The sequence below is a fragment of the Burkholderia sp. BE17 genome, assembly GCF_009362305.1.
Lineage (GTDB): Bacteria > Pseudomonadota > Gammaproteobacteria > Burkholderiales > Burkholderiaceae > Burkholderia > Burkholderia pyrrocinia_C.
Genome location: NZ_WHNU01000002.1, coordinates 1 through 22,535, shown reverse-complemented (window position 1 = coordinate 22,535; position 22,535 = coordinate 1). Strand labels below are relative to the sequence as shown.

General features: G+C 62.2%; 25 protein-coding genes and 1 pseudogene. 23 read left to right on the top strand and 3 right to left on the bottom strand.

The window, feature by feature from the left end; genetic code table 11:
* The first annotated feature begins 208 nt into the window (after nucleotides 1-208).
* A complete protein-coding gene (locus GD429_RS02585; RefSeq protein ID WP_152855750.1) occupies nucleotides 209-1,045 on the top strand; it encodes a FadR/GntR family transcriptional regulator in 837 nt (278 codons plus the stop codon).
* A gap of 41 nt (nucleotides 1,046-1,086) precedes the next feature.
* Here GD429_RS02585 and GD429_RS02580 read toward each other — a convergent pair whose 3' ends face one another.
* From GD429_RS02580 to GD429_RS02570, 3 genes are all read right to left on the bottom strand, one after another.
* Nucleotides 1,087-2,511: an amidase family protein gene (locus tag GD429_RS02580; protein WP_152855537.1), complete on the bottom strand. Its 1,425-nt coding sequence runs from the start codon at nucleotides 2,509-2,511 to the stop codon at nucleotides 1,087-1,089.
* A 342-nt stretch (nucleotides 2,512-2,853) separates the two neighbouring features.
* Nucleotides 2,854-3,180, bottom strand: a complete 327-nt coding sequence (locus GD429_RS02575; RefSeq protein ID WP_152855536.1) for a helix-turn-helix transcriptional regulator — start codon at nucleotides 3,178-3,180, stop codon at nucleotides 2,854-2,856.
* A 64-nt stretch (nucleotides 3,181-3,244) separates the two neighbouring features.
* Nucleotides 3,245-3,595 (bottom strand): helix-turn-helix transcriptional regulator, encoded by a 351-nt coding sequence (locus GD429_RS02570; protein WP_152855535.1) that lies wholly within the window; start codon nucleotides 3,593-3,595, stop codon nucleotides 3,245-3,247.
* Nucleotides 3,596-3,776: 181 nt separating this feature from the next.
* On the opposite strand from GD429_RS02570, the gene urtB reads away from it, so the two are divergent.
* The 22 genes and pseudogenes from urtB to GD429_RS02455 all read left to right on the top strand — a co-directional run.
* On the top strand, nucleotides 3,777-4,652 hold the full coding sequence (gene urtB / locus GD429_RS02565) for an urea ABC transporter permease subunit UrtB (protein WP_152855534.1): 876 nt from the start codon (nucleotides 3,777-3,779) through the stop codon (nucleotides 4,650-4,652).
* 54 nt (nucleotides 4,653-4,706) lie between these two features.
* A complete protein-coding gene (locus tag GD429_RS02560; protein ID WP_415748921.1) occupies nucleotides 4,707-5,729 on the top strand; it encodes a branched-chain amino acid ABC transporter permease in 1,023 nt (340 codons plus the stop codon).
* Complete coding sequence (locus GD429_RS02555) at nucleotides 5,729-6,463, top strand: ABC transporter ATP-binding protein (protein WP_152855532.1); 735 nt, start codon at nucleotides 5,729-5,731, stop codon at nucleotides 6,461-6,463. Before GD429_RS02560 ends, GD429_RS02555 begins: the two co-directional genes overlap by 1 nt.
* Nucleotides 6,450-7,220, top strand: coding sequence for an ABC transporter ATP-binding protein (locus tag GD429_RS02550; RefSeq protein ID WP_152855531.1), 771 nt, complete (start codon nucleotides 6,450-6,452; stop codon nucleotides 7,218-7,220). Before GD429_RS02555 ends, GD429_RS02550 begins: the two co-directional genes overlap by 14 nt.
* A gap of 8 nt (nucleotides 7,221-7,228) precedes the next feature.
* Nucleotides 7,229-8,407, top strand: coding sequence for an ABC transporter substrate-binding protein (locus GD429_RS02545; protein ID WP_152855530.1), 1,179 nt, complete (start codon nucleotides 7,229-7,231; stop codon nucleotides 8,405-8,407).
* Nucleotides 8,408-8,459: 52 nt separating this feature from the next.
* Entirely contained in the window at nucleotides 8,460-9,872 is a 1,413-nt protein-coding gene (locus GD429_RS02540; RefSeq protein ID WP_152855529.1) for an amidase family protein, read from the top strand.
* Entirely contained in the window at nucleotides 9,869-10,423 is a 555-nt protein-coding gene (locus tag GD429_RS02535) for an amino acid synthesis family protein (protein ID WP_321574360.1), read from the top strand. The genes GD429_RS02540 and GD429_RS02535 overlap by 4 nt, the downstream gene beginning before the upstream one ends.
* 61 nt (nucleotides 10,424-10,484) lie before the next feature.
* Nucleotides 10,485-11,522, top strand: coding sequence for a porin (locus GD429_RS02530; protein ID WP_152855528.1), 1,038 nt, complete (start codon nucleotides 10,485-10,487; stop codon nucleotides 11,520-11,522).
* Between the two features lie 149 nt (nucleotides 11,523-11,671).
* Nucleotides 11,672-12,130 (top strand): hypothetical protein, encoded by a 459-nt coding sequence (locus GD429_RS02525; RefSeq protein ID WP_152855527.1) that lies wholly within the window; start codon nucleotides 11,672-11,674, stop codon nucleotides 12,128-12,130.
* A 279-nt stretch (nucleotides 12,131-12,409) separates the two neighbouring features.
* The gene (locus tag GD429_RS02520; RefSeq protein ID WP_152855526.1) at nucleotides 12,410-12,661 is read left to right on the top strand and encodes a helix-turn-helix transcriptional regulator; all 252 of its coding nucleotides are present in this window, start codon (nucleotides 12,410-12,412) and stop codon (nucleotides 12,659-12,661) included.
* Complete coding sequence (locus GD429_RS02515; protein WP_321574359.1) at nucleotides 12,648-12,941, top strand: hypothetical protein; 294 nt, start codon at nucleotides 12,648-12,650, stop codon at nucleotides 12,939-12,941. Before GD429_RS02520 ends, GD429_RS02515 begins: the two co-directional genes overlap by 14 nt.
* Nucleotides 12,942-13,415: 474 nt before the next feature.
* Nucleotides 13,416-14,261, top strand: a complete 846-nt coding sequence (locus GD429_RS02510) for a ParA family protein (protein WP_193727042.1) — start codon at nucleotides 13,416-13,418, stop codon at nucleotides 14,259-14,261.
* Nucleotides 14,254-14,619 (top strand): hypothetical protein, encoded by a 366-nt coding sequence (locus GD429_RS02505; protein ID WP_152855523.1) that lies wholly within the window; start codon nucleotides 14,254-14,256, stop codon nucleotides 14,617-14,619. The genes GD429_RS02510 and GD429_RS02505 overlap by 8 nt, the downstream gene beginning before the upstream one ends.
* Nucleotides 14,616-15,296 (top strand): lytic transglycosylase domain-containing protein, encoded by a 681-nt coding sequence (locus GD429_RS02500; protein ID WP_227791525.1) that lies wholly within the window; start codon nucleotides 14,616-14,618, stop codon nucleotides 15,294-15,296. The genes GD429_RS02505 and GD429_RS02500 overlap by 4 nt, the downstream gene beginning before the upstream one ends.
* A gap of 95 nt (nucleotides 15,297-15,391) precedes the next feature.
* Entirely contained in the window at nucleotides 15,392-15,685 is a 294-nt protein-coding gene (locus GD429_RS02495) for a TrbC/VirB2 family protein (RefSeq protein ID WP_227791524.1), read from the top strand.
* 15 nt (nucleotides 15,686-15,700) lie between these two features.
* Entirely contained in the window at nucleotides 15,701-16,021 is a 321-nt protein-coding gene (locus GD429_RS02490; RefSeq protein ID WP_152855521.1) for a type IV secretion system protein VirB3, read from the top strand.
* Between the two features lies 1 nt (nucleotide 16,022).
* Nucleotides 16,023-18,491 (top strand): VirB4 family type IV secretion/conjugal transfer ATPase, encoded by a 2,469-nt coding sequence (locus tag GD429_RS02485; RefSeq protein WP_152855520.1) that lies wholly within the window; start codon nucleotides 16,023-16,025, stop codon nucleotides 18,489-18,491.
* Nucleotides 18,488-19,651: a type IV secretion system protein gene (locus GD429_RS02480; RefSeq protein ID WP_152855519.1), complete on the top strand. Its 1,164-nt coding sequence runs from the start codon at nucleotides 18,488-18,490 to the stop codon at nucleotides 19,649-19,651. Before GD429_RS02485 ends, GD429_RS02480 begins: the two co-directional genes overlap by 4 nt.
* A 16-nt stretch (nucleotides 19,652-19,667) precedes the next feature.
* Complete coding sequence (virB5, locus tag GD429_RS02475) at nucleotides 19,668-20,363, top strand: P-type DNA transfer protein VirB5 (protein ID WP_152855518.1); 696 nt, start codon at nucleotides 19,668-19,670, stop codon at nucleotides 20,361-20,363.
* 209 nt (nucleotides 20,364-20,572) lie between these two features.
* Nucleotides 20,573-21,268, top strand: coding sequence for a virB8 family protein (locus tag GD429_RS02465; RefSeq protein ID WP_152855517.1), 696 nt, complete (start codon nucleotides 20,573-20,575; stop codon nucleotides 21,266-21,268).
* Nucleotides 21,265-22,089 carry a TrbG/VirB9 family P-type conjugative transfer protein gene (locus GD429_RS02460; protein WP_152855516.1) on the top strand — a complete coding sequence of 275 codons (825 nt, stop codon included), beginning with the start codon at nucleotides 21,265-21,267 and terminating at the stop codon, nucleotides 22,087-22,089. The genes GD429_RS02465 and GD429_RS02460 overlap by 4 nt, the downstream gene beginning before the upstream one ends.
* Nucleotides 22,082-22,535, top strand: a pseudogene (locus GD429_RS02455) (type IV secretion system protein VirB10); the annotation flags it as partial. The gene GD429_RS02460 and the pseudogene GD429_RS02455, both read left to right, overlap by 8 nt.

The window sequence follows — 22,535 nt, the reverse complement described above, 5'->3', positions numbered from 1 at the left end:
CAATATCGAGCGACAGACATGCAAGGAAGTGATGGGTACTCGGCGCATGGCGTTCGGATTGCAGCGTAGGTCCTGGTCACGATCCCGGCTACTCCTAACGTTGGGAGGGAGGCCTGCATGGAGTCGGAAATCTGGTCGTGCTGAGCTCGGATGCCTGATAATGGCGCCGGGATACAGCAGAGAATGGCCAACGACGGACGTGACCGATATGGCAGGGCGAAAACCGACAACCGAAAAGAAGATGTCGCCGGCGCAGCCGGATAAGCGAGGCTCGCGCGCAATCAAGCGCGGCGACCAAGTTGCCGAGCAGATCAAGCGTTGGATTAACGACGGGCAGGCACGGCCGGGAAAGCGCTTGAACAAGGAGGCCGAGCTTCAGCAGATGTTCAACGTCAGCCGCGGCTCAATGCGCGATGCGCTCAAGGCGCTGGAGATACAAGGGCTCGTAAGCCTGAGTACCGGGCCGGATGGCGGGGCGACGATTACGCGCGTGCCACTGGCCCGAGCATTCCAGTCGCTGCAGAACTATCTGTTTTTCGAGAGCATCACGCTGGAGGACATTTATGCGGTGCGTCGGACGCTGGAACCCATGGTCGCGGCCGGCGCGGTTCCCTATCTGAGCGACGCGGACTTCGAGGCGCTTGAGCGTAGCGTATCGGTTTGCGAGCCGTTCGAAGCGCGTCATGCCGAGGCGCTCGACCAGCGCCACGAGGATATCCATTTCCACGATGTCTTGGCTGCGGCGCATCCGAATGCGTTCCTGCGCAGCCTGTGCCAGATCATCAACCAGATGCTACACACGCTCGTGATCGTGGCGGGAAACGTGACGCAGCAGGACTATCAGGCATTCGGGCGGCATACGGTTGCCGCGCACCGCGCGATACTGGATGCCGCGCGACGCCGGGATGCCGACGCGGTCGCCGAACTCATGACCGAGCACATGGACGAAGCGTATGCGCAACTGCGCGCAGTGCACGCTGCGCTGCAACAGAAGCTGGTGCTGGATTCGGAGTTGGACCTGAGCTCCGATCGTGACGCCGACTAAAGCGTTCAGGTGTCACTCGGTCTACTTCTGCTGCTAGCTCGTTAGGCAGGCGTTGCGCCTGCCGCAGCGCCGTAGAGCTCACGTGTCAGCTCACCGAAGGGGGCGATCCCAAACGCGTGTTCAAGCATATGGCTTGCCCACAGTACCAGTGCATCGGCATGACGGCCGCCGACAATTTGAATCCCGATGGGCAGGCGTGAGGCAGTCATCCCGGCATAGAGGCTCGCTGCCGGCAGGCCCAACTGATTGCACCATGCCGTGAAATGCGGAAACAGCGCGTTTTTTGCGTTCACCTCGGCGAGTGACGGCGCCACGTGCGGATACACGGGACAGATGAGGAGGTCGTGCTGCTCGAAGAACGCGTTCATGGCAGCACCCAACTCGCCTCGTTCGATCAGCGCACCCAGCAACGCCTCCCGCGAGATGTCGTTACCGGCTTGCGCATACGCCTGCAGCGACGGATCAAGCTCGGCCCACCCGTCGACCAGCCCGTCTGCGAGCTGACGGCAGCACGCCCGCCAAAGCGTTGTGTGCACTGCGTTGCATTGCGCGACGCCAGGCGGATCCGTGATTTGAACGAGCGCCCCCCATTCGCGAAACATCGCTGCGGCGCGGGCTACGGCGTCGTGGATTGCTGGCTCTACGGTGACCGGCAATCCGAGCGAGGGACTGCACGCAATTCGAATGCCGCCCGGAACGGGTTGGCATGTCAGCCCGCGCGTATAGTTGGCACCCTCGAACGGCAACGCATACCAGTCGCGACTGTCCGGGCGGCTAATGATCGTAAGCGTCTGCGCGGCATCCTGAACGCACCGTGTCATCGGTCCGGCATGGCTAAGAAGGCCAAAGGGACCGCGAGGTGCGTGGGGTACTCGCCCAAAACTGGGCTTGAATCCGAAGACGCCGGTGAAGGAGGCCGGGATCCGGATGGATCCGCCACCGTCTGTGCCGATGGCGACCGGACCCATTCCGAGCGCGACCGCGACTGCCGCGCCTCCACTGCTGCCGCCCGGCGTACGCGAGCGGTCCCATGGATTGCTGGTGGTGCCGGTGAGGGGGCTGTCGGTGACGATCTTGTGTGCGAAATCCGGCAGGGTTGTTTTGCCAAAGCAGATTGCCCCCGCCTCCCTTAGGCGCGCCACGCTCGGACTGTCCGATACGGCGGCTTCCGGCGTCGTTGCCAGCGACCCGTAGCGCGTCGGGAGTCCGGCAACGGCAATGTTGTCCTTGATGCTGACCGGGACACCGTCGAGCTGGCTGAGCGGCGCGCCACGTCGCCAGCGCGTCTCGGACGCCCGCGCCAATTCGAGAGCATCATCGGCGATTTGACAGAATGCATTGACCGTCGGATCCAACGACTGGATCCGCGCCAGGGTGGTCTCCATTACATCGACGGGCGACGTTTGCCCGTTCGCGTAGAGCGTGCTGAGTTCACACGCAGTCAGTTCACACAGGTCGTTTCCCATGCTCACCTCAAGTTAATTATAATAAATTGACGGTAGACGTGATTGACCCTGCTTGTCAAGGTGTAAGATATCGCATCGATGGACGAAGCGTCGGGTAAACGCCGTGAAGATGCATATTGACGTGGGATCGGGGCGAGCGTAAATTTTATAATAATAAATTGGTGCTGTGCCGAGCTTGGCCCGGCACGGGAGCGCAGAAGCGGTGAAATGCCGCGTACTTCGGACGCAAGATGTTTAGCGTCGTTTGCTCGAGAGAACCGGGGAGTATTGGGCGGGTGTGTTGTGCCGTTGCCGGCGCAGAGGTGCTGCGAGTATGCGATCGATGAGGGGCGAGGTTGAGCGCTATTCTTGCGCGAGTGCTTCCGCGCTCGCGATAAGTGCCCTTTTCTTTTCCTTGCTCAGCCGGCCTGCGATGGCAAGAATGCTTGCGAGCAGATCGTCGTCCTCATAGAGGAAGCTGGTGGGGACGAGCATCGCGCGCGCCAGACGTTGGCTGGTTTGAAGCGTGGGCGTATGTTTGCCCTTTTCGTACTGGTTGACGCGGGCGCTGGCGGAAAATTCGTCTATGCCTGCCTGAATGCCGAGCTGTTCCTGTGTAAGGCCCGAGCGCAATCGAGCCTGTTTCAGGCGCTTGGGAAACACGGAAGGAGAGGTGGCATCGCTGGACATTCATGAAGTGTCCGGGAAAGGTGAGCAGTTTTTACTAAGTAATTCTTAGTCTGTGGGCTAAAATTTACTTGATCTTGAAGGTCAGGCCGGCAGTCTGCGCCAACGCTTCAGCGCTCTTGAGGAGGGCCTTTCTCTTTTCGCGGGGCAACCTTACGGCAGTCGCGAGAAGGCTTGCGAGAAGGTCATCTTCTTCGTAAAGGAAACTGGTTGGAACCTGGAGTGCCCTGGCCAGCCGTTGCCCCATCTGAAGCTTGGGTGTGTGCTTTCCGCGTTCGTATTGGTTCACGCGAGCGCTTGCGGAGAATTCGTCGATTCCCGCTGCGATCCCAAGTTGCTCCTGGGTGAGGCGCGAGCGCAGGCGAGCCTGTTTCAGGCGTTTGGAAAAAACAGAGGATGTCGATGACGATCGAGGCATCCTAAGAGTTTCTTTAGTTATTGCGGGATTTTTACTAAGTATTTCTTAGTCTATAAGCTAAGAATTTCTTAGGTTGAGGGCGACGAAGTAACGACTTCTCTGCTTGGTGAAACGAGGACGCCGCAGCTTTTCGAATTGGACAGGATTGGCATGGCGGACATGACATGACGGACTTTTGACGATGGCGACAATCTTGAACATCCTCAGCTACGTGAGCATCCTGGCGCTAGTCGCGCTGGGTCTCGCGATCATCTTCGGTTTGATGGATATCGTGAACCTCGCTCACGCGGAATGGGTGACGATCGGTGCCTACACATTGGCGGTGGCGCAATCGTTGGGCGGCCCGCATGCGTTCTGGCTCGCGTTGTTTGTGGCGCCGGTGGTGGGTGCGGCGCTCGGGTGGTTCCTGGAGCGCCTTGTGATCCGATTGCTCTACGACCGTCCGCTCGACACATTGCTCGCGACATACGCCATCAGCTTGATCGTCCAGAAAGCCCTCGAACTCGTCTTCGGCACACATCCGATGCTGGTGTATGCGCCCGTAAACGGCGCGATTCCAGTGCCGGGAGGCAGCTATCCAGCGTACAGGCTCTTGGTGATCGGCGTGGCGCTCGCAGTGACGGGAGGGTGCTGGCTGTTGTTCGCTCGCACGCGCTTTGGCACACAGCTGCGCGCGGTGATCCAGCATCCGGCGATGGCCGAGGCGGTGGGTATCGATACGCGGCGCCTGAACCGGCTCGCTTTCTGCGGCGGCGCTGCGCTCGCGTCGCTCGCCGGTGTGCTAGTGGCACCAATGGTCTCGGTGGAGTCCCACCTCGGTGTCGCCTATCTCGCCAAGGCTTTTTTCGTGATCGTGCTGGGTGGGATTGGCTCGATCGCCGGGAGTCTGTTCGGTAGCGCCCTCGTCGGCGCGGCCGAGACGCTGCTCAGCTATCGGGTGGATCCGTCGCTCGCCTCGGCGATCGTGCTGATCCTGTCCATCGTTCTGATTCGCTTCCGCCCACAGGGTCTGTTGCCCGGCTTCAGCGCCGCGCATCAGCTTCACGGTAAGGGTTAAGTCATGCGCCAACCACCTTTTGCACATGTGCGTCGCTGGTTGTGGCAGCCGGCAATGAATAGCGAAGACACTTCCCCGATGGTAGCCGGCGTCGCGATCGTCGCTGCCGCGTTGATCCTGCCGTTTTGCCTGGGACCCTACGTGCTCTCGACCGTGCGCGACGCGCTGATCATGGGATTGCTCGCACTGAGCTATGACCTGCTGTGGGGCAGGGCGGGTGTGCTCACGCTTGGGCATACGACGTTTTTCGGACTGGGCGCGTACGGCTTTGCGGTCGCCACCGTGCAGTTCGGACAGACGCCTGTCATCGGATTCATCGTTGGACTGGTCTGTGCGATGGCGGTGGCGGGCGTATTGGGCTACTTCTTGCTGTTCGCGGGAGTCCGGCTGCACTTCTTCGCCATTATCAGCATGGCCGTGCTGATCATCGTTCAGCAACTGGCGACGAGTTGGCAATCGATCACGGGTGGCGACACGGGCCTCCTGGGCATACCGGGACTGTCCTTTTCACTGATCGGGTACACGCTCGATTTGAGCGGAGCGGGCAGGGCCTGGTACGCGGTAGCAGCCGTGCTTGCCATGTTGCTCGTCACGACCTGGCTCGTGTGCCGCAGTCGATACGGCAAGGTTCTGTCGGCGATTGCGACCAACGAATGGCGCGCGAAAGCGTGCGGCTATCACACGTCGGGGCACTTGCTGCTGGTATTCGTCGCGTCTGCGGGGCTTGCCGCAATCGCCGGTGTGCTGATGGCCGCCTGCTCGGGGGTCGTGGCGCCGGACGTGTTCTCACCAGTGCTGGCGACCGAAGTCATTCTCTGGGTCGCGATCGGTGGCCGCGGCACGCTCGGCGGTCCGGTGCTCGCGGCGGTCGCGCTTACGCTGCTCAAGCAAACCGTATCGAGCTTCAGCACCGACGGATGGCCGCTGTTGCTTGGTGCGTTGTTCCTCGGATGCGTGCTGTTCCTGCCGAACGGGGTCCGGCCTCAGGGCTTGATCACTGGCGTGCGGCAAATCGGTCGGACCCGCCTAGGGCGAACCGCCATGCAGCGCGCCGAACACGTGGAAGGAGGGCGGTGATGAACGCACCGTTGATGAAGGGCGAGGGGCTGAAGCGCGCATTCGGCGGCATTCACGCAGTCGACAACGTCGACGTGACAATCGGGCCGCGCGACCTGCTGTGCGTCATTGGCCCGAACGGCGCCGGCAAGAGCACGCTGGTCGGGCTGTTGTCCGGGGCGATCGCACCAGGCGCCGGAGAGTTGTATCTGGCCGGTGAGCGCATGACGGGGCGGCCGATGCACCGATTTTGCCGACGCGGCGTGGTGCGCAAGTTCCAAGGCACGAATACATTTCTTTCAATGAGCGTGCGCGAGAACCTCGTCGTCGCGGGCCTCGGTGTTGCCTCGTACCGGGACACGCCGATGCCGGACCCGGACGCTGTTCTGGACGAGATAGGGCTGTCGGAGCAGGCCAACTTACGGGCGATGATCCTTCCGCATGGTGAACGCCAGTGGTTGGAGATCGGTATGGCGATGATGTGCCAGCCGGCACTGCTGCTGCTCGACGAGCCCGCCGCCGGCCTGTCGGCCGTCGATGCGCAGCGGCTCGTGCGCCTGATCCACCGTTTGCGCGAGCGCTGCGCGGTACTGGCGATCGAGCACGATTTGAGCTTTGTCGAGGCGCTGCGGTGCGAGACATGGGTCATGCATCGTGGGCAGATCGTCCGCCAGGGCAGTTATGCCGATATCGCGCGCGACGACGAAATCCGGCGCATCTATCTCGGTCAGGGGGCAGGCCATGTTGCACATTGAGAATCTTTCGGCCGGCTACGGCGATGTCGCAGTGCTGCAGCAGATCGACCTCGAGGTTGGACCCAACGAAGTGGTCGGTGTGCTCGGCTGTAATGGCGCGGGCAAGACGACCCTGGTCAAAGCGATCATGGGCTTGCTGCCACGCGTGACAGGCGATGTGCGGTTTCAGGGGCAATCCATCAACGGCTGGCGCACCCACGCGATCGCCCGACGCGGCATCGGACTGGTCCCTCAGGGGCGCTGGATATTCCCGAAGCTGACCGTGCGCGAGAACCTCATCATGGGCACGCAGGCGGCCGGCGGTGGGGCGATTCTCGACGAGGTGTTCGAGTACTTCCCGATCCTCAAGTCCCGGCTCGCGCAGCAAGGCGGCACGCTTTCGGGTGGCGAGCAGCAGGTGCTGGCTATTGCCCGTGCGCTGTGCGGCCGGCCGAAACTGCTGTTGCTGGACGAACCGTCCGATGGCGTGCAGCCGAATCTGGTCGAACTGATCGGCGAGGTGATCCCGACCCTGTGCCGCCGCTCGCAGCTTGCCGTGCTCCTCGTTGAGCAGAACCTCGATCTCATGCTGCGCAGCGCGCAGCGCTGCATCGTGCTCAAGAACGGACGACTCGCCCATGCTGGCCGCATCGAGCCGCGAAGCGGTGCCGCGGGGGGCCATCCATTGGCGCAATACCTGTCGCCGACCGCGGAGTCCGATACGTCTGCCATCGCTCCACCCTATTCGACGCAATCCCACCTGGACCTCACCCGATGAAGACTACGATGAATCGTCGCGACTTTATCCGGACCGCCATATTCAGTGCCATTGGCGCAATCGCGACCTCCGCCGTACCGTTGCTCGCGCGCGCCGCAGCGCCGCTCAAGATCGGCCTGCTCGCGCCTTTGAGCGGTCCGCTCACCCGCGTGGGCGAGACCAACCGCAACTGCGCCCAGCTGGCCATCGACGAAATCAACGCCGCCGGTGGACTGCTGGGACGCCCGTTGCAACTGAGCGTCGAGGATACCCAGATGTCCACTGCCGTGACGCTGCAGAAGGCCCGGCAACTCTTGATGCGCGACGAGGTTGCGGTCCTGACCGGCATGGTTCTACCGTCCGAGCGCGAAGCAGCGTTGCAGGCCGCTAGGTCCGCTGGGCGGCTTGTGATCTACCCGAACTTCGACGAGGGGCGCTGCGATCCGAATCTGCTCACGACGGGCCTGACCGTCAACCAGCGCGTCGACCCGCTGGTCGATTGGCTGATGCGCGAGGGGGGCCGCTCGGTCTGCGCGGTGGTCTCCGACATCGGCAGCAACCGCAAGGTGCTCGTGCCTGCACTGCAGGCGGCGGTGAAGCGCCACGGCGGACAGTTTCTCAACGTGTACTGGCTGCCGTTCGGTACGCGTGACTATGGGGCGGTGTTGCAGCAGATCGCCAACGAGCACCCGCAGATCGCCTGGCACAGCATCGGCGACGATCCGGTAACGTTCGTCAAGCAGTACCGCTCGTTCGGCATGAAGCCGCAGCTCGTGACCGACATCGCACACGAGTCGCTGTCGATCGCGACCACGGGCGCGTCGACCGGAGTCATTGGTGTTTCCTCGTATTTCATGAGCGTCGACAACCCGGAGAACCGGGATTTTCTCGCCCGCTACACGGCGCATGAAGCGGGTTCACACGACCCTCGGTTAGGGCAGACGGCCGTGGTGCTACCGCACGGCGAGTGCACGTATGCTGGACTTCGCCTGTTTGCAGCGGCTGTCAAGGCGGCCGGCAGCGTCGACGTTGCCCGCGTGAAAGCCGCACTGTCACGCGTTTCGTTGAATCTGCCGCGTGGCAAGGCGGGCGTGAGCCAGAACGGCGACCACGTGTTGTGCCAAACCCGTATCGGCCGCGCACTGTCGGACAATAGTTTCGCGGTGTTGGACTCGGATGGACCGGTTTCACCGCAGTGCGAGGGATAGGCGTGAGCTATTCAAACACGTTCCAATTTCTTTAAATTATTAAGGTATGCATATGAATGATGTGCTGGGAATAAACACCGAGCAGCTCATGGTTGGTTACCGACGCCGCTCGTTTTCGCCCGTCGAGGTGATTTGCGCTGTGCTGGACCGGGTCGCGCTCTTCAATCCCCTAGTCAACGGCGTGTGCAGTCTCGATGAGGATAGCTTGCTGGCCGCCGCTCGTGAGTCCGAGCGGCGCTGGATGCGCGGTGAGCCATGTGGATCGCTCGACGGCGTGCCGGTTTCGGTCAAGGACCTCGTCGGCGTACGTGGGCTGCCTACACGATACGGATCACTCACGTCACCCAGCACGCCGGAGGCTGATGACGCACCCGCGGTCGCGCGACTGCGACAGGCCGGCGCGCTGCTGTTCGGCAAGACCACGACCTCGGAGTTTGGTAACAAGATCGTCACGGACAGCCCGCTCACCGGCATTACTCGTAACCCATGGGATCTGCATCTGACGTCCGGCGGGAGCAGTGGCGGATCGGCTGTAGCGGTTGCGCTCGGCATGGGACCGTTGTCGCTGGCCACCGACGGCGGCGGCTCGATCCGCATCCCAGCCTGCTGGAGCGGGGTGGTCGGAATGAAACCGTCGTTCAACCGAGTGCCAGCCGGCGCGGCGGTGAGTTGGACTCACCTGTCGACGCTTGGTCCGATCGCGCGCTGCGTCAGCGACGCGGCGCTGATGCTTACCGTGATGGCTCGCCCACGCGATGCGCGAAGTCTGTCTTCTGCTTGTCCCGATCTGCGCATCGGTCTGGATGATGGCATCGCCGGCTTGCGCATTGCCTATTGCCCGGCCCCTGCGGGGGTACAGGTCGAGCCCGACATCTCCGCGAGCGTCCGTCAGGCGGTGAGCCTGTTCGAGGCGCTCGGGGCACAGGTCGAGGAAATGGCCGTGAAGCCGCTCGAGGGCTATCTGGAGAGCGGCATGCACGCCATCCAGTGGGCTGTCTTCTTTGCGCAAAGAGCACGGCAGCTGCCTCCCTCTGCGCGGCAGCAGCTCGATCCGGATGTGTGTGCGCTGGCCGAGGCGGGCGATAGCGTCCCCACTTCGACCTTCGTCGATGCGCTTCAGGCGCGCCACGCGCTTACGGTCGCGATGGCCGCGTTCTTTGAAGACTACGACCTACTGCTCACGCCGACATTCCATTGTGCGCCGCCGCTCGCGCAGGGGCGGCCCGAGCACTCACGCATGGCGCCGCCGTTGACGTCGTGGTGCAACCAGACTGGCTTGCCGGCGGCGAGCGTGCCGTGTGGTTTGCCGGGTGGGTTACCGACGGGCCTACAGATCATCGGCCCGTCGGGCGGCGATGCGCTGGTGCTGCGCGTGGCGCGGGCGTACGAGTGCGCCCGTGGTCCGTTTCCGGCTCCGTCTGAGGCGGTCCGGGATCGGACCGAGGACGCGGAGGTGCGCACGTGAGTCCTCCTATCGCGAAGATCCTGGTTCATCTGGTCGAGCGACGTGCAGAACTAGACGTACCGGTTGACCCGCCGCATCGACAAGTCGTCGTGGCGGCCGTCCTGCGGCTCGACGGCTGGCGAGCGGACACGCCGCTTGTAGCGCTTGAGTCGCTCTATGTACTGGGCGCAGAGCTTGGCACGTTGCTCACAGGCCGCGCGCGAGGGGCGCTGGATGTCGCGCCGTCGGAGATCCAGGCCTACGGCAAGGCCGCGCTCGTGGGCAGCGAGGTACCGCTCGAATGTGCGGCGGCGATCTTGCATCCCCGCATGGGCAAGGCCATGCGCGAGAGCTTGCCCGGCGCCACGTCGTTGATTCCGTCAGTGACCAAGCGCGGCACGCCAGGCACGTGCGTGGACGTTCCGTTGCACGGCAGCACCGACATGTGGAGCTTCGACCACTTCGACACGGTCTCGCTGATGCTCGCCGATGCGCCGGCGCCGAACGAGATCGTGGTGGCGATCGCGCTGGCCGATAGCGGTCGGCCGCTCGCGCGTGTGCGACCGGACTGAACAGTGCCGATGCCAAGACGGCGCGACACGAACAAACAACCGCAAAGAGGAAGCAGACGTCATGCAGATAAGAAGATGTCGGGGAAGCGCGGGCAAGTTGGCTGTCATGTTGGGCGTGTGCACCTGTGCCGGGATCGCGCAAGCGCAGTCATCGGTCTCGCTGTATGGGCTAGCGGACGCGTTCGTTGGTGAAGTGCATCCTGCCGGTGCAGCCGGCAATGCGTGGCAAGTCGGTTCTGGCGGGATGACGACTTCGTACTGGGGGATGTCCGGTACAGAGGAGCTGGGCGGGGGGATGAAAGCTGTCTTCACGCTTGAGAGCTTTTATCGCATCAACGGCGGCCAGGTCGGCTCGTTTCCCGGACAGTCATTTTTCGGGCGAAATGCCTTCGTGGGTCTGAGCGGCCATTTCGGGGAGTTGACGCTGGGGCGCAATACGGCGCCGCTGTTCGTGTCTACGCTGCTGTTCAATCCGTTCGGCAATTCATTCGTCTTCTCGCCGATCGTCGCGCACAGTTTCCTCGGCTCGGCCATGGGTGCTGCGTCACTCCAGAGCGATACGGCGATCGACAATTCGCTCCTTTATCAGACGCCCGAGGTGGCAGGTCTGTCGGGAAGCGTGCTTTACAGCAACGCCGGCGTTGCCGGCCATGCCGGGCAAGCCAACTATAGCGCGAACGTGTTGTACTTCGCCGGTCCGTTTTCCGCGACGGCCGCGGTGCAGAGTTTGCACACGGCATCGCTGTTTCTCAACGGCGCCACCGCGCAGACCGCCTGGATGGCCGGTGGCGCGTATCGGTTGCATGTGGTCAAGTTGTTCGCCCAGTACGAGCGTGTGGACAACAACAATCACGTCACGGACGATACGGTGCAGCTGGGGGCAAGTATTCGGATAGGGTTAGGAAGCGTACTGATGTCGTGGGCGGGAACGCGGCGGCGACCGTCGGTAGGCGATCATATCCGCTGGTCGACGGTTGCGTTGGGTTACGACTACCCGCTGTCGAAGCGAACCGATGTGTACGCAGCTTGGCGTTATGACACGATTACCGGTGTGGCGACGGGCAATAGCGTGGGTGCCGGGATGCGGGTCAAATTCTGAGCAGCACGACCTCGTCAGGGTAGAACACGGCCGGATCGGGTGTCCGGCCTTCAGTGCAGCACTTGCTTGGGTTCGAAGCAGGATGCATTCGGCTGGATGTGAGGCGCGCGGTATCATGTCCCAACATCATCTCGAATACTTCATGCCTCATGGTTTCGCCGAAAGTTCGACGCCCGAGTCGCAAGCCGCTTACGAAAGGTGACCTCTTGCCATTGCCGAGCGCGAAGGTCCGTGCGCTGTCCCTCGAAAATCATATGGCGCTGGCCGCTGTGCGGGCCGGTCGTGGGGGAGAAGAGCAAATCAGTTGTCTGCTACGAGTTGTCTACCTCGCGTTTTATATGCGCAACGAGACCGACGCGGGCGCGGATTTGAGTATGTATCGGCAAGCCGAAGCCGCTTTGGACGCGTGCATTGCACGCGCGGAGCAGGGCGCGGCTTGGCTGTTGCTCGATCGCGAGCAGTCCACGATTGAGCAGATCCTGGTCGTTCATGACGACCAGTTGGCGGCCGTGCTGATGCACCGGTATTGCGCAGCCTGGGAAAACCTCCAGCGATTGATGACGGGACAGCTCGCGTCACCCATTGCAACGCTAAACGTGGCGTCGTGAAACCGACCAGTTACCCGTATAGCACTCGGAGATCACCTTCCCAGCCTATGGGGAGGTTGTGAAGTCGACCGCCTCGGGGACGTTGCATCAACGCGCGATGGCCTCGCACTGCAGCTCGTGCGTGCGGGCCTCGGTCATACCATCCACGATTTCCGACGAGATGCTGCTCTGCACCGACGGAATGTCCCGTCGATAAGACGGGTTTGGCCCTTCGTCGTGTTCGCTGCTTGAATGCCTTTCAGTTCCGGCCACGTTCGTGCCGGATATGGAGGGCGAATCATGTCTTGGAATGGTGACGGAACGCTGACAATCTTGCGCCGACGGCAGGTCGAGCAGTGCACCGGTTTATCGAGGTCGACGATCTACAAGCGCATGCAAGAGGGGACGTTTCCCCGCGCCATTGTGCTTGGCGGGCGAATGGTAGGGTGGCGGGCGGCCGATATCGAACAGTTCTTGGCAGATCCCGCGCGATATCGAGCTTCGCAGGCGCGCGAACCTGAAGAGCAGGACGGCAGCGGTGAAAAACGATAAGCCGCCGCCGACGCTCGATGAGCGTCTTCGCAACTGGGGGCAGTCGAATCGTGGTGCCCATGATCCCGCTGATGCAGAATATGTGACCCAAGCGTGGCGAACGCTGTCGCCCAGAAATCAGGACCTTCTGCGCATGGTCTATCTCTGGCATGCGAGTCGGGAAGTCGTGTGTCGACGGCTGAAGATTGCCCGTCATCCGCGTCAACATTTCGATCTGGAGCTCGATGCGGCACGAGCCGCGCTTGCCCGCGCGCTTGCAGAAGGCGAGAACCAACAGTGACAGTCGCGGGATGAATGTTGGGCGACGTCCATAATGCGGGTGCTCGCGCAGCATGAATCGCAGTCGCTTCGCGTTGGTGTGTCGTGGAAATGTCCCGGTCGCTCCGAGCACAAAAATAAATATAGGAATAGCGAGGAGCTTCACGGCACGATAGGGAGATCGCCTCATCTCGTCGACGCATATCGGCTCTTGAATCGGCGTAGCGGCTGACCTACAGTGGAGCCAACAATCTGATCCGGTCAACGTGCGTAGCACGACCGAGTACGCGTTAGCGGCCCCGTAGCATTGACGTCCGTGTGATGGCGTAGTGTGCCGTAGCGCGCGTGAGAAAGCCTGCAATCGCAGGCTTTTCTGTTTTGTGACGTGCTCTTGAGAATGCACGTTGAACTGGTCGCGACCTTTCCTCGCGCCGACACTCTCTCACTTTCATGAAAAGACGTCGCTGCTCGGAGCCCCATCCGAGGAATGACGACCATGAAATCGCTTCTGGTGGCTTCGGCCCGTGGTGGTACAGGCAGAACGACCGTGGTGTGTCAGTTCGCCCATTATCTTCATCGCGTCCGTGGATATCGGGTGTTGGTGCTTGATCTGGCCGAGCCGGCGTGCAGTGCCATTTTGCTTACACGCGGTGCCCGTGCACGCTCGACGAAGCGCGGAACACCAGATGTTCGGTCCGGCCGGCTTTCTGAGGTCGCAGAACCGTGCATTTGCGTGCTTGCGGCGGACGCCATTGCCGGCATTGCGTATCGAGCCGATCCGGCTCGCGTGCGTTGCTACGCCAACTTGCGACACCTATTGACTCAGGTCGCTCCGTTGTTTGACGTCTGTTTGATCGATAGCCCGCCGTGGCCTGACTCACGTGCCATTTGCGCGGCTGCGCTCGCCGACGCGCTGATCAGTCCCGTTCTGTTGTCGCCGGACACGCTTGAGCAGGTCGCCGATATCGTCAATGGCAGCAATGGGGTGCGCAATGTCCGAGCTCGACTCAATCCGTCGTTATGCTTTATCGGTATTCTGCCCAACTGCGTCGAGATGACTCCGCGGCAGCAGGCCCGATTCAAGCCGTTCGAGGCGTGCATGGCCACCTGGCTGGTTCCGCATGATCAAAGTCCAAGCGGCCACCTATTGCTCCCCCGGATTGCCGCCATTTCGCAGGCGCAGGCGGATGGGGTCTCGCTCATGGATTTCGTTCTGGCCGGTCTGGTGGCCCATCGCGAATGGCAGACCATGAGCGCGTGCTTCGACGTGCTCGCTCGGCGACTCGATTCTGCGAGTGAAGCGGCATTGCCTTCTGAAATGGCCGAGGCATGCCATGCGTAATTCAGCGTTGATTCCGGATGTGCGACAAAACGTCTGGCGCGGCGTGGTGTCGCTTGCGTTCGTGCTTGGCATGTCGATGGCGTGGCCCGATGTTGCACGCGCGGCCGATTGGGGGTGTCAGGTGAGGTTGTGCCTGTCTAACCCCGGTGGCCCGGAACAGTACGCCGAATGCGTGCCGCCAATCGAAAGACTATGGGCCGCGCTGCGAGATGGCGATTCCTTTCCAACCTGTGATCTTGCCACGGTTGGGACGCTGAGCGGAGCGGCACGCAACAATGCACGTTCCACCCAGTATCCCGCGACGTCGGTCTTGCATCGCCTGCAACAGGTCGATCGCTCAGGAGAGGGGGATCGATGATGCCGCTCGATTTCATGTCGCTCGCGCACGACTGCGCGCCGCAGATCGCCCCGGCCACGATGGCGGCGATCGTGCGCACCGAATCAGGATTCAATCCCTACGCGATCGGCGTCGTTCACGGACGGCTGCGTCGACAGCCATCGAATGTGGTCGAAGCAGTCGCGACGGTACGCGCGCTGGAGGCGGGCGGCTGGAATTTCAGTGTCGGGCTCGCGCAGGTGAATCGAGCGAACTGGCTGGCCTATGGCCTGTCTGCCGAGAACGCGTTCGAGCCTTGTCGCAACCTGGCAGCGGGTGCTGCCATTCTCCACCGCTGTTTTACCGCGGCGGTGACGACCCAAAAGTTCGACGTGGGGACCGACTATCAGGCGGATGTACAGGCTGCACTACGCGCGAGTCTGTCTTGCTATGCGAGCGGCAATTTCTCGACCGGCTACCGGACGGGCTACGTCCAGCGTGTCGTGGAGAACGCTTCGGCGCACGCTTCCTCGGATTCGTCTGTTCCAGCGATTGCACCTATTCCGGTGGTACCGATCGGTTCCGCAATGCCGATTCGCGCCCCCCGCTCTGACCCTGCGATTCGGCAGCTATTGCGGCGGGATCGTGATGGGATGAACGCCGCTTCGCCCGTTACCGAGGAACGACTTAAACCGGACAGTAGTGCCGTGGTGTTCTAACTCGACATTGGCGAATCAGTTAGAGATATATCGGAAAGGATTCGATCATGTGCTTAGGAGTGCGATATAAATTATCGATGTTCTTCGAACGGACGATGCGATTTCTGTCCGATCGAAAGACGGCGCTGGCAACCATTTTTGCCACTTCGTCCTTGATGTTCACTGCACCGGCCCGCGCACAACTATCGCAGGTCAATACGCTGCTCAACACGATCCAGACGACGCTGCTGAGCGTTGGGGGCGTGATCTGTTCGATTTCTATTATCTGGGCGGGCTTTCGGATGATGTTCCAGCACGCCCGATTCGGTGATATCGCGAACGTATTTATCGGCGGTCTGTTCGTCGGTTGCGCGACCGTTATCGCCGGCATGCTGATTCCTTCGAGCTGATCGGGGCGCCGAACCATGCATTCGCTCAAGGATCCCGTCTTCAAAGGCTGCACGCGTCCCGCGATGCTTTGGGGTGTGCCGCTGGTGCCCCTCCTGATGGTCGGCGGCGGCATGCTGATCCCCGCAATCTGGGCACTGCTTGCCAGCCCTGCGCTGGGTGTGGCGATCCTCTTTTTGATGATTCCGGTGTTCGTCGCGATGCGGGTGACGACGCGCCACGACGATCAACGGCTTGCGCAGCACGCGCGACGCGCTCGCATGGCATTGCGTCAGGGCAATCGCCGCTTCTGGGGCGCACATGCGTATGTGCCGGTGCGCCTGAAGAGGAGGGCATGACATGGCGCGCCAATCGCACATCGGATCCGTCGCGAGCCGGGAAGTGCCGCTTGCCGGCTATATCCCGTACTCGACGCATGTGACCGACCACGTCATCAAGACGCGCGAAGGCGACTACCTGCAAATCTGGAAGATCGCCGGCATTGCGTTCGAGGCAGCCGATCCCGCCGACATCCTCGCGCGGCATGAGGGGTTCAACCAATTTGTGCGCGGACTGGCGGGCGGTCATGTGGCGTTGTGGTCGCATCGTCTGCGTCGGCGGGTGTCGGACCGATTCTCGACGCAGTACGAAAACCGCTTCTGCCAAGAGTTGGCGACCCGCTACTACGCGAGTTTTGCGGGTTACCGGATGATGGCCAACGAGTTGTATCTGACGGTGGTCTACCGGCCAAACCGCACCCGCCTTGGCCGTGTCTTCAGCCGAGCGGCACGCCGCACGCGCGACGATATTCGGCGCGATCAGCTTGACGCACTGAAGATGATGTCGGAGCTCGCTGCCCAGGTTGAATCGAGCCTGAAACCCTATGAACCGGTCGCGCTCGGCGTCTATCGCCGGCCGAGTCCCGTCGTGGCCACGTCGCGCCGCTATTCGTCAGCGCTGGAACTGCTCGGCTATCTGGTCAATGGCGTCTGGGAACCTGAGCCCGTGCCAACTGGCACGATCCGCGAGGCGCTGCCAATTTCGCGGCTTTTCGTTGGTGCCGAGAAAATCGAGATTCGCATGCCGACGGCAACCCGGTTTGCGGCGATGCTCGACCTCAAGGATTATCCGGAAGACACCGAACCGGGCATGCTCAATGGCCTGCTGTACGGCGACTTCGAATATATCGAGACGCAGAGCTTCACGATTCTGGATAAGCCCACGGCGAAGGAGACGTTGGAGCGGCAGCGCAATCAGCTTATCGCCGGTGAGGACGTTGCCCTGTCCCAGGTCGACGCGATCGACCGCGCGCTCGATGAGCTGATCAACGGGAATTTCGTTCTTGGCGAGTATCACTATTCGCTGGCGGTGCTCGGCGACTCGTTGAATGAAGTGTCTCGAAGCGTCGCGAAGGCACGGACGCAACTGGCCGATGCGGGGTTCCAGACGGCTTTGATCGATCTCGTGGCTGATGCGGCCTGGTTTGCTCAATTACCCGCCAACTGGCGCTACCGACCGCGCGAAGCGAAGCTCACGTCGCGGAATTTTTGCGGTTTGGCGAGCCTGCACAACTTCGCGACCGGCAAGCGCGACGGCAATCCGTGGGGCGAGGCAATCACGATCGTCAAGACACCCAGCGGCCAACCGCTCTATCTGAACTTTCACGCGACACCGGACAAGCAGGACTCAATCGACGAGAAGGCACTTGCCAACACGCAGATCATCGGCCGAGCCGGAGCGGGCAAGACGGTGCTCGAGCTGTTCTTGCTCGCGATGGCGACCAAGTATGGCCTGACGGCGATGCTGTTCGACAAGGATCGCGGCACTGAGATCGCGATCCGTGCGATGGGCGGCACCTATACCGTGTTCCGCCGCGGTGAGCCCACCGGGCTGAATCCATTCCAGATGGCGCCGGATGAGCCGGTGATCGATTTCTGGGAGCGCCTCGTGCGCAAGCTCGTCGACGTCGGCGAGCCGTTGTCTGCAAAGGACGAACTCGACATCTCACGTGCCGTGCGAGAGGTCGCGCGTATGGATAAGCCCCTGCGCCGTCTGTCGATGGTTCGGCAGCTTCTCCCGAACGTGGGCGAAAACAGCTTGCACTCGCGGCTGGCCAAATGGTGTGCGGGCGGCCGTCTGGGGTGGGTGCTCGATAACCCGACGGACCGTATCGATCTGGCGCACGCGAAACTGTTTGGTTTTGACGACACCGAACTGCTGGACGATCCCGAGGTGTCGACGCCAGTGACGATGTACCTGCTGCATCGAACCGAAAACCTGATCGACGGGCGACGCTTCATCTATGTGATGACCGAGTTCTGGAAGCGGCTCGGGGATCCGGTTTTCACCGATTTTGCGAAGAACAAGCAGAAGACAATCCGCAAGCAGAACGGGCTGGGGATTTTTGATACCCAGTCCCCGGCCGACGTATTGCGAAGCGAAATCGCCAGTGCGCTGATCGAACAGAGCGCGACGTTTTTCTTCCTGCCGAATCCACGTGCCGACTACGACGATTACGTGCATGGCTTCAAGCTGACCGAAGCCGAATTCAATATCGTGCGCAACCTGGGCGAGAGCAGCCGCTTGTTTCTCGTCAAGCAGGGCCATCGCTCCGCGATCGGCCGCCTCGATCTCGCAGGACTTGGCGATGTGCTCGATGTCCTGTCTGGCACGACCGATAACGTCGAGTTGCTCGATGCGATTCGTGCCGAAGTCGGAGAGTTGCCCAAAGACTGGTTGCCCGTTTTTCATGAGCGACTATCGAAGCGCCGGGCGGCTCAGGCGAACTCGAGCTTGTCTCCGACACCCGGGCCGGGAGGGGCGCGATGAGCGGCCTCTATACTGCCGTGGGGGGCACCCTCGAGAACGGCATGTCGACCTACGTTACGACCGTATCGTCGGCGCTTTCCGGAGCGCTCGTGCCGGTCGTGACCACGGGCGTCACGATCTGGGTGCTGGCCTATGGTCTCGCGGTGGTGCGCGGCGAAGCCCACGAGGCGGTGCCGGCCTTTGCCTGGCGAGGGCTGAAAGTGTCGATCACGCTGGCGTTCGCGCTGAGCGCCGGGATCTACCAGCAGCAGGTTGTCACCGCCGTCAACGGCGCGACGGCCGGGCTGGCCCAGACCATCCAGAACGCGGCGAACACGACGGGTGGGGGCAACCCGGGATGCGGGTCGGCCAACGGCAGCACCGTGACGGGACAGGGCGCCGCGACCAGCATTTACCAGACACTCGACTGCTACGACCAACAGGTCGACCTCGTGATGGACGCCTACTTCAACAAGGCGACGCATGAGGGAATCAGTCCGAGCGGTCTGGCCGCCGCGATTGGGGATTTCCTCTGCGGCCTCATTGCCGCGCTCGGCGGGTCCATCTTTTTGATCGTGCTTGCCTTCGAGGTCGTGATGGCAAGGATGCTGCTCGATCTCGTGCTTGGGCTGGGCCCGATCTTCATCGCGTGTGCCGCGTTTGCGCCCACTGCGCGATTTTTCGAAGCATGGACTGCCAAGGTTGCCAATTACGCGTTGCTACAGGTTCTGGTTGCTGCGTTCCTTGGCATGGCGCTTACGGCGTTCTCGACCGATCTCACTTCGTTCCACGCGACGGGCGGTTCACCCGGTGACGATTCGTCAGCCCTGATGCAAGCAGTTTCCGCCTCCCTAGACGATGCCGCCGCAGCGGCTGCCGCGATTGGGCTCTTTGCGACCGGGGTGTTCCTCGCGATGGTCGGTTGGCAGTTGCCTTCGGTTGCGGCGGGCCTGTCTGGCGGTGCCACGCTGTCGGGTTTCGGTGCGTTTGTGGCCGGCATGGCATCGCGAAGCCTCGTCACGGCGATCGGGCGGGCGTTCAGCCGTAACGGACGAGGCCCGCCCTCCGGTGGCGAAATTCGCGACCGGACGGGTTCAGGCGGGGGGTCGGGGTCGGGCGGCGGCGGGCCCCCAGCTTACCAGCGCGCTGCACGCGCGAATTTGGGCCACCAGGACAGCTGACCAGGAGGTAATGACCATGAACGGACGAAGCAAATGGATCACTGTCGCATGCGTGTGTGCGGCGCAGTGCGCGGGCGCCGACGCGCAAGGGATCCCCGTCTATGACGCGCAGAGCGTTGTGCAGGCCATTGCCACCGTGGGCCAACTCAAGCAGCAAGTGCAGCAAGAAATACAGATCTACCAGTCGACGATCGGCACACGCGGTTTCGGCGCGCTTCTGAGCAATCCGGTCGTCGCCAACTCGTTGCCGTCGAACTGGCAGAGCGTCTATACCGCGATCCAGAACGGCGGCTACGCGGGCCTGACGGGCAGTGCGCAGGCATTACGCTCGGCCAGCCGGATCTACGACTGCGAGGACCAGACCGGGGTGGATCAGCAGGTGTGTCGGCGCACGCTCAACAAGCCCTACCAGGACAAGGCGTTCGGCCTGCAGGCATACCAGACCGAGCTGCAGGAGCTGGACCAGATCCAGAGTCTCGCGCAACAGATCAACGCGACGCAGGACCCGAAGGGCGTCGCGGAGTTGCAAGCGCGCATTCAGACCGAATCTACAACGGTCGGCAATGAGATGAACAAGCTGCAGCTCTTTCGCATGCTGGCCGAGACCGAGGACAAGCTCGTATCCGAGCAGCAAAGTGAACTGGTGCTGAGCCGAGCGGGTAAGACCAACCGGCTCCAGGACCAGATGGTGCCCGCGTCATTCGGCAACTGAGGCGACACCATGTCCATCCTGAGTTCGATGACGTTCGCCGGGTGCCTCGCCTGGAGTCTTGCCGCCTGCAGCAGTGGGCCACCCAAGCCCGTACTGCCGGACGGCCTGCACCGCGTGCCGGTCAATCGTGTCCCGCCCGTGCCTGACGTGCCAACGACCGTGCCGGCTGCTCCTGACCAGCCCGCGTTGCCGGATGCTGGAGATCACTCATGAGCTCGCACGGTTATGGCCGCGTACTCGACATCGAGGCATCGCTGACTCACCTGCAGGAGCGCTCGGAACGGCGTGCGTGGCACGTTGCTTACGGGGCAGTTGGCATTGCCGTGCTGAGCACGGTAGCGCTCGCCGTGATGGCGCCGTTCTATCGCGTCGTGCCTCTGCCCATTGAGGTCGATCGCCTGACGGGAGAATCCCAGGTGATCGACGTGCTCGACGCCCGCCACGTGCATACGAAGGAAATCCAGGACAAGCACTGGGTCGAGACGTATGTGCGCGCACGCGAGCGCTACGACTGGGGACTGCTGCAGATGGACTACGACAGCGTGCTCACGATGAGCGACGACGTGGTCGCTCGTGATTACCGTGGCATCTACAGCGGTCCCGATGCACTGGATCGGCAGTTGGGGACTGGTGTTGAGCGGCGCATCCGGATTCTCTCGGTCACGCTGCCGCCCTACGAACCCGGTCGTGCAGTTGTGCACGTCGAACGGACGTCGTTCAAGAATGGCGAAGCCCATGCTGAGCCAACCCAGCGTTTCGTGATCACGCTGGCTTATACCTACCGGCCGCCCGTGTTTACGCGCGAGAGCGTGGCGATCGCCAATCCGTTCGGCTTCAAGGTCACAGCCTATAGCCGGGATGCGGAATATACACCGCCGGCGTCGGCAGTAGGAGGCACACCATGAGAGCGCTTCCGTTCGGCGTTGCGCTGGCGAGCCTGCTGTTCGTTGGGGGCGCGAGGGCGGTTGATCTGCCCGGTTGGAACGGCGACTCGCGCGTTCGCCAGGTGATCTACCGGGCCGATGAGGTGGTGCGCGTGGAGGCGCAACGCGGCTTTGCGACGCACATCGCGCTGGGGTCCCACGAGCACATTCAGGTGGTCGCGCCTGGAGATCGAGACGGCTGGCAAGTGGTGGCGAACAAGGGCGATCACGATGTGTACCTGAAACCGCAGCTTGCAGCCCACGATTCGAATCTCGAAATTCGCACCGACCGGCACAGCTACAGCTTTGATCTCGTGGTGCTTCCGCTGAGGTCGAAGTTCGGCAATGACCGCGTGATGTATCGCGTGACTTTCGTCTATCCGGACGAGTTGGCGAAGCTGGCGTCGGGGGAGTCGGATGTCGAGTTGGTCGCGAAGCGCTTGGCGCAACCGGCGGTCGTGCGTAACGCACGATATTCGATGCAGGTGATGCCGAGCTCCGACGACATCGCGCCGACCTCGGCATGGGACGACGGACGTTTTACGTATCTGCGTATCCCGAACAACCGACGCATGCCGGCGATTTTTCGGGTGGCCGACGACGGTACGGAAAGCGTGGTCGACAAGCACATCGACGGCGACACGATCGTCGTGCATGAGGTGGCGAAGCGATTCGTGCTGCGGCTCGCACGGGAGGTCGTTGGAATTTGGAATGACGCTTACGACATCGACGGCGTGCCGGCTCATGACGGCACGACGGTCAACGGGGTGAAGCGCATTCGGCGGAGCCATCGCGATGAATGACGATACCCCGCGCAACGTGATCGGGCCCGACGATAGTTCGGACCGTCAGCCTGAAGGTGGCCAGAACGCGGGCGCATCAAATGCTTCCGCTGATCGCGGTATGCCAGCGTTGGGGCAATACCGTGGTGTACGCCCGCGCGCCTGGTGGCTGACGCCTATCGTAATCGTGCTGATTGTCGGGGTGGGTGCCGTCTGGACCGTGCACGGTTTTCTCGCGCGACATGATGCCGAAGCGAAGGCGCGGCGCGATTCGGCGGCAGGTACGTCTTCCCAGGGGCGCACGTTCAACGATCTAGCCGCTTCGTCGGCCGGTAGCGCAGCCTCGGCAACGGTACCAGAAAGCGCGGTTGCCGTGCGCCCCGCATCGACTTCGAGCGTGGTTACCTCTGATCGTATCGCACACACTGCGATCACCCGCAGCTACTACGATGCGCCGCTGCTTGCAG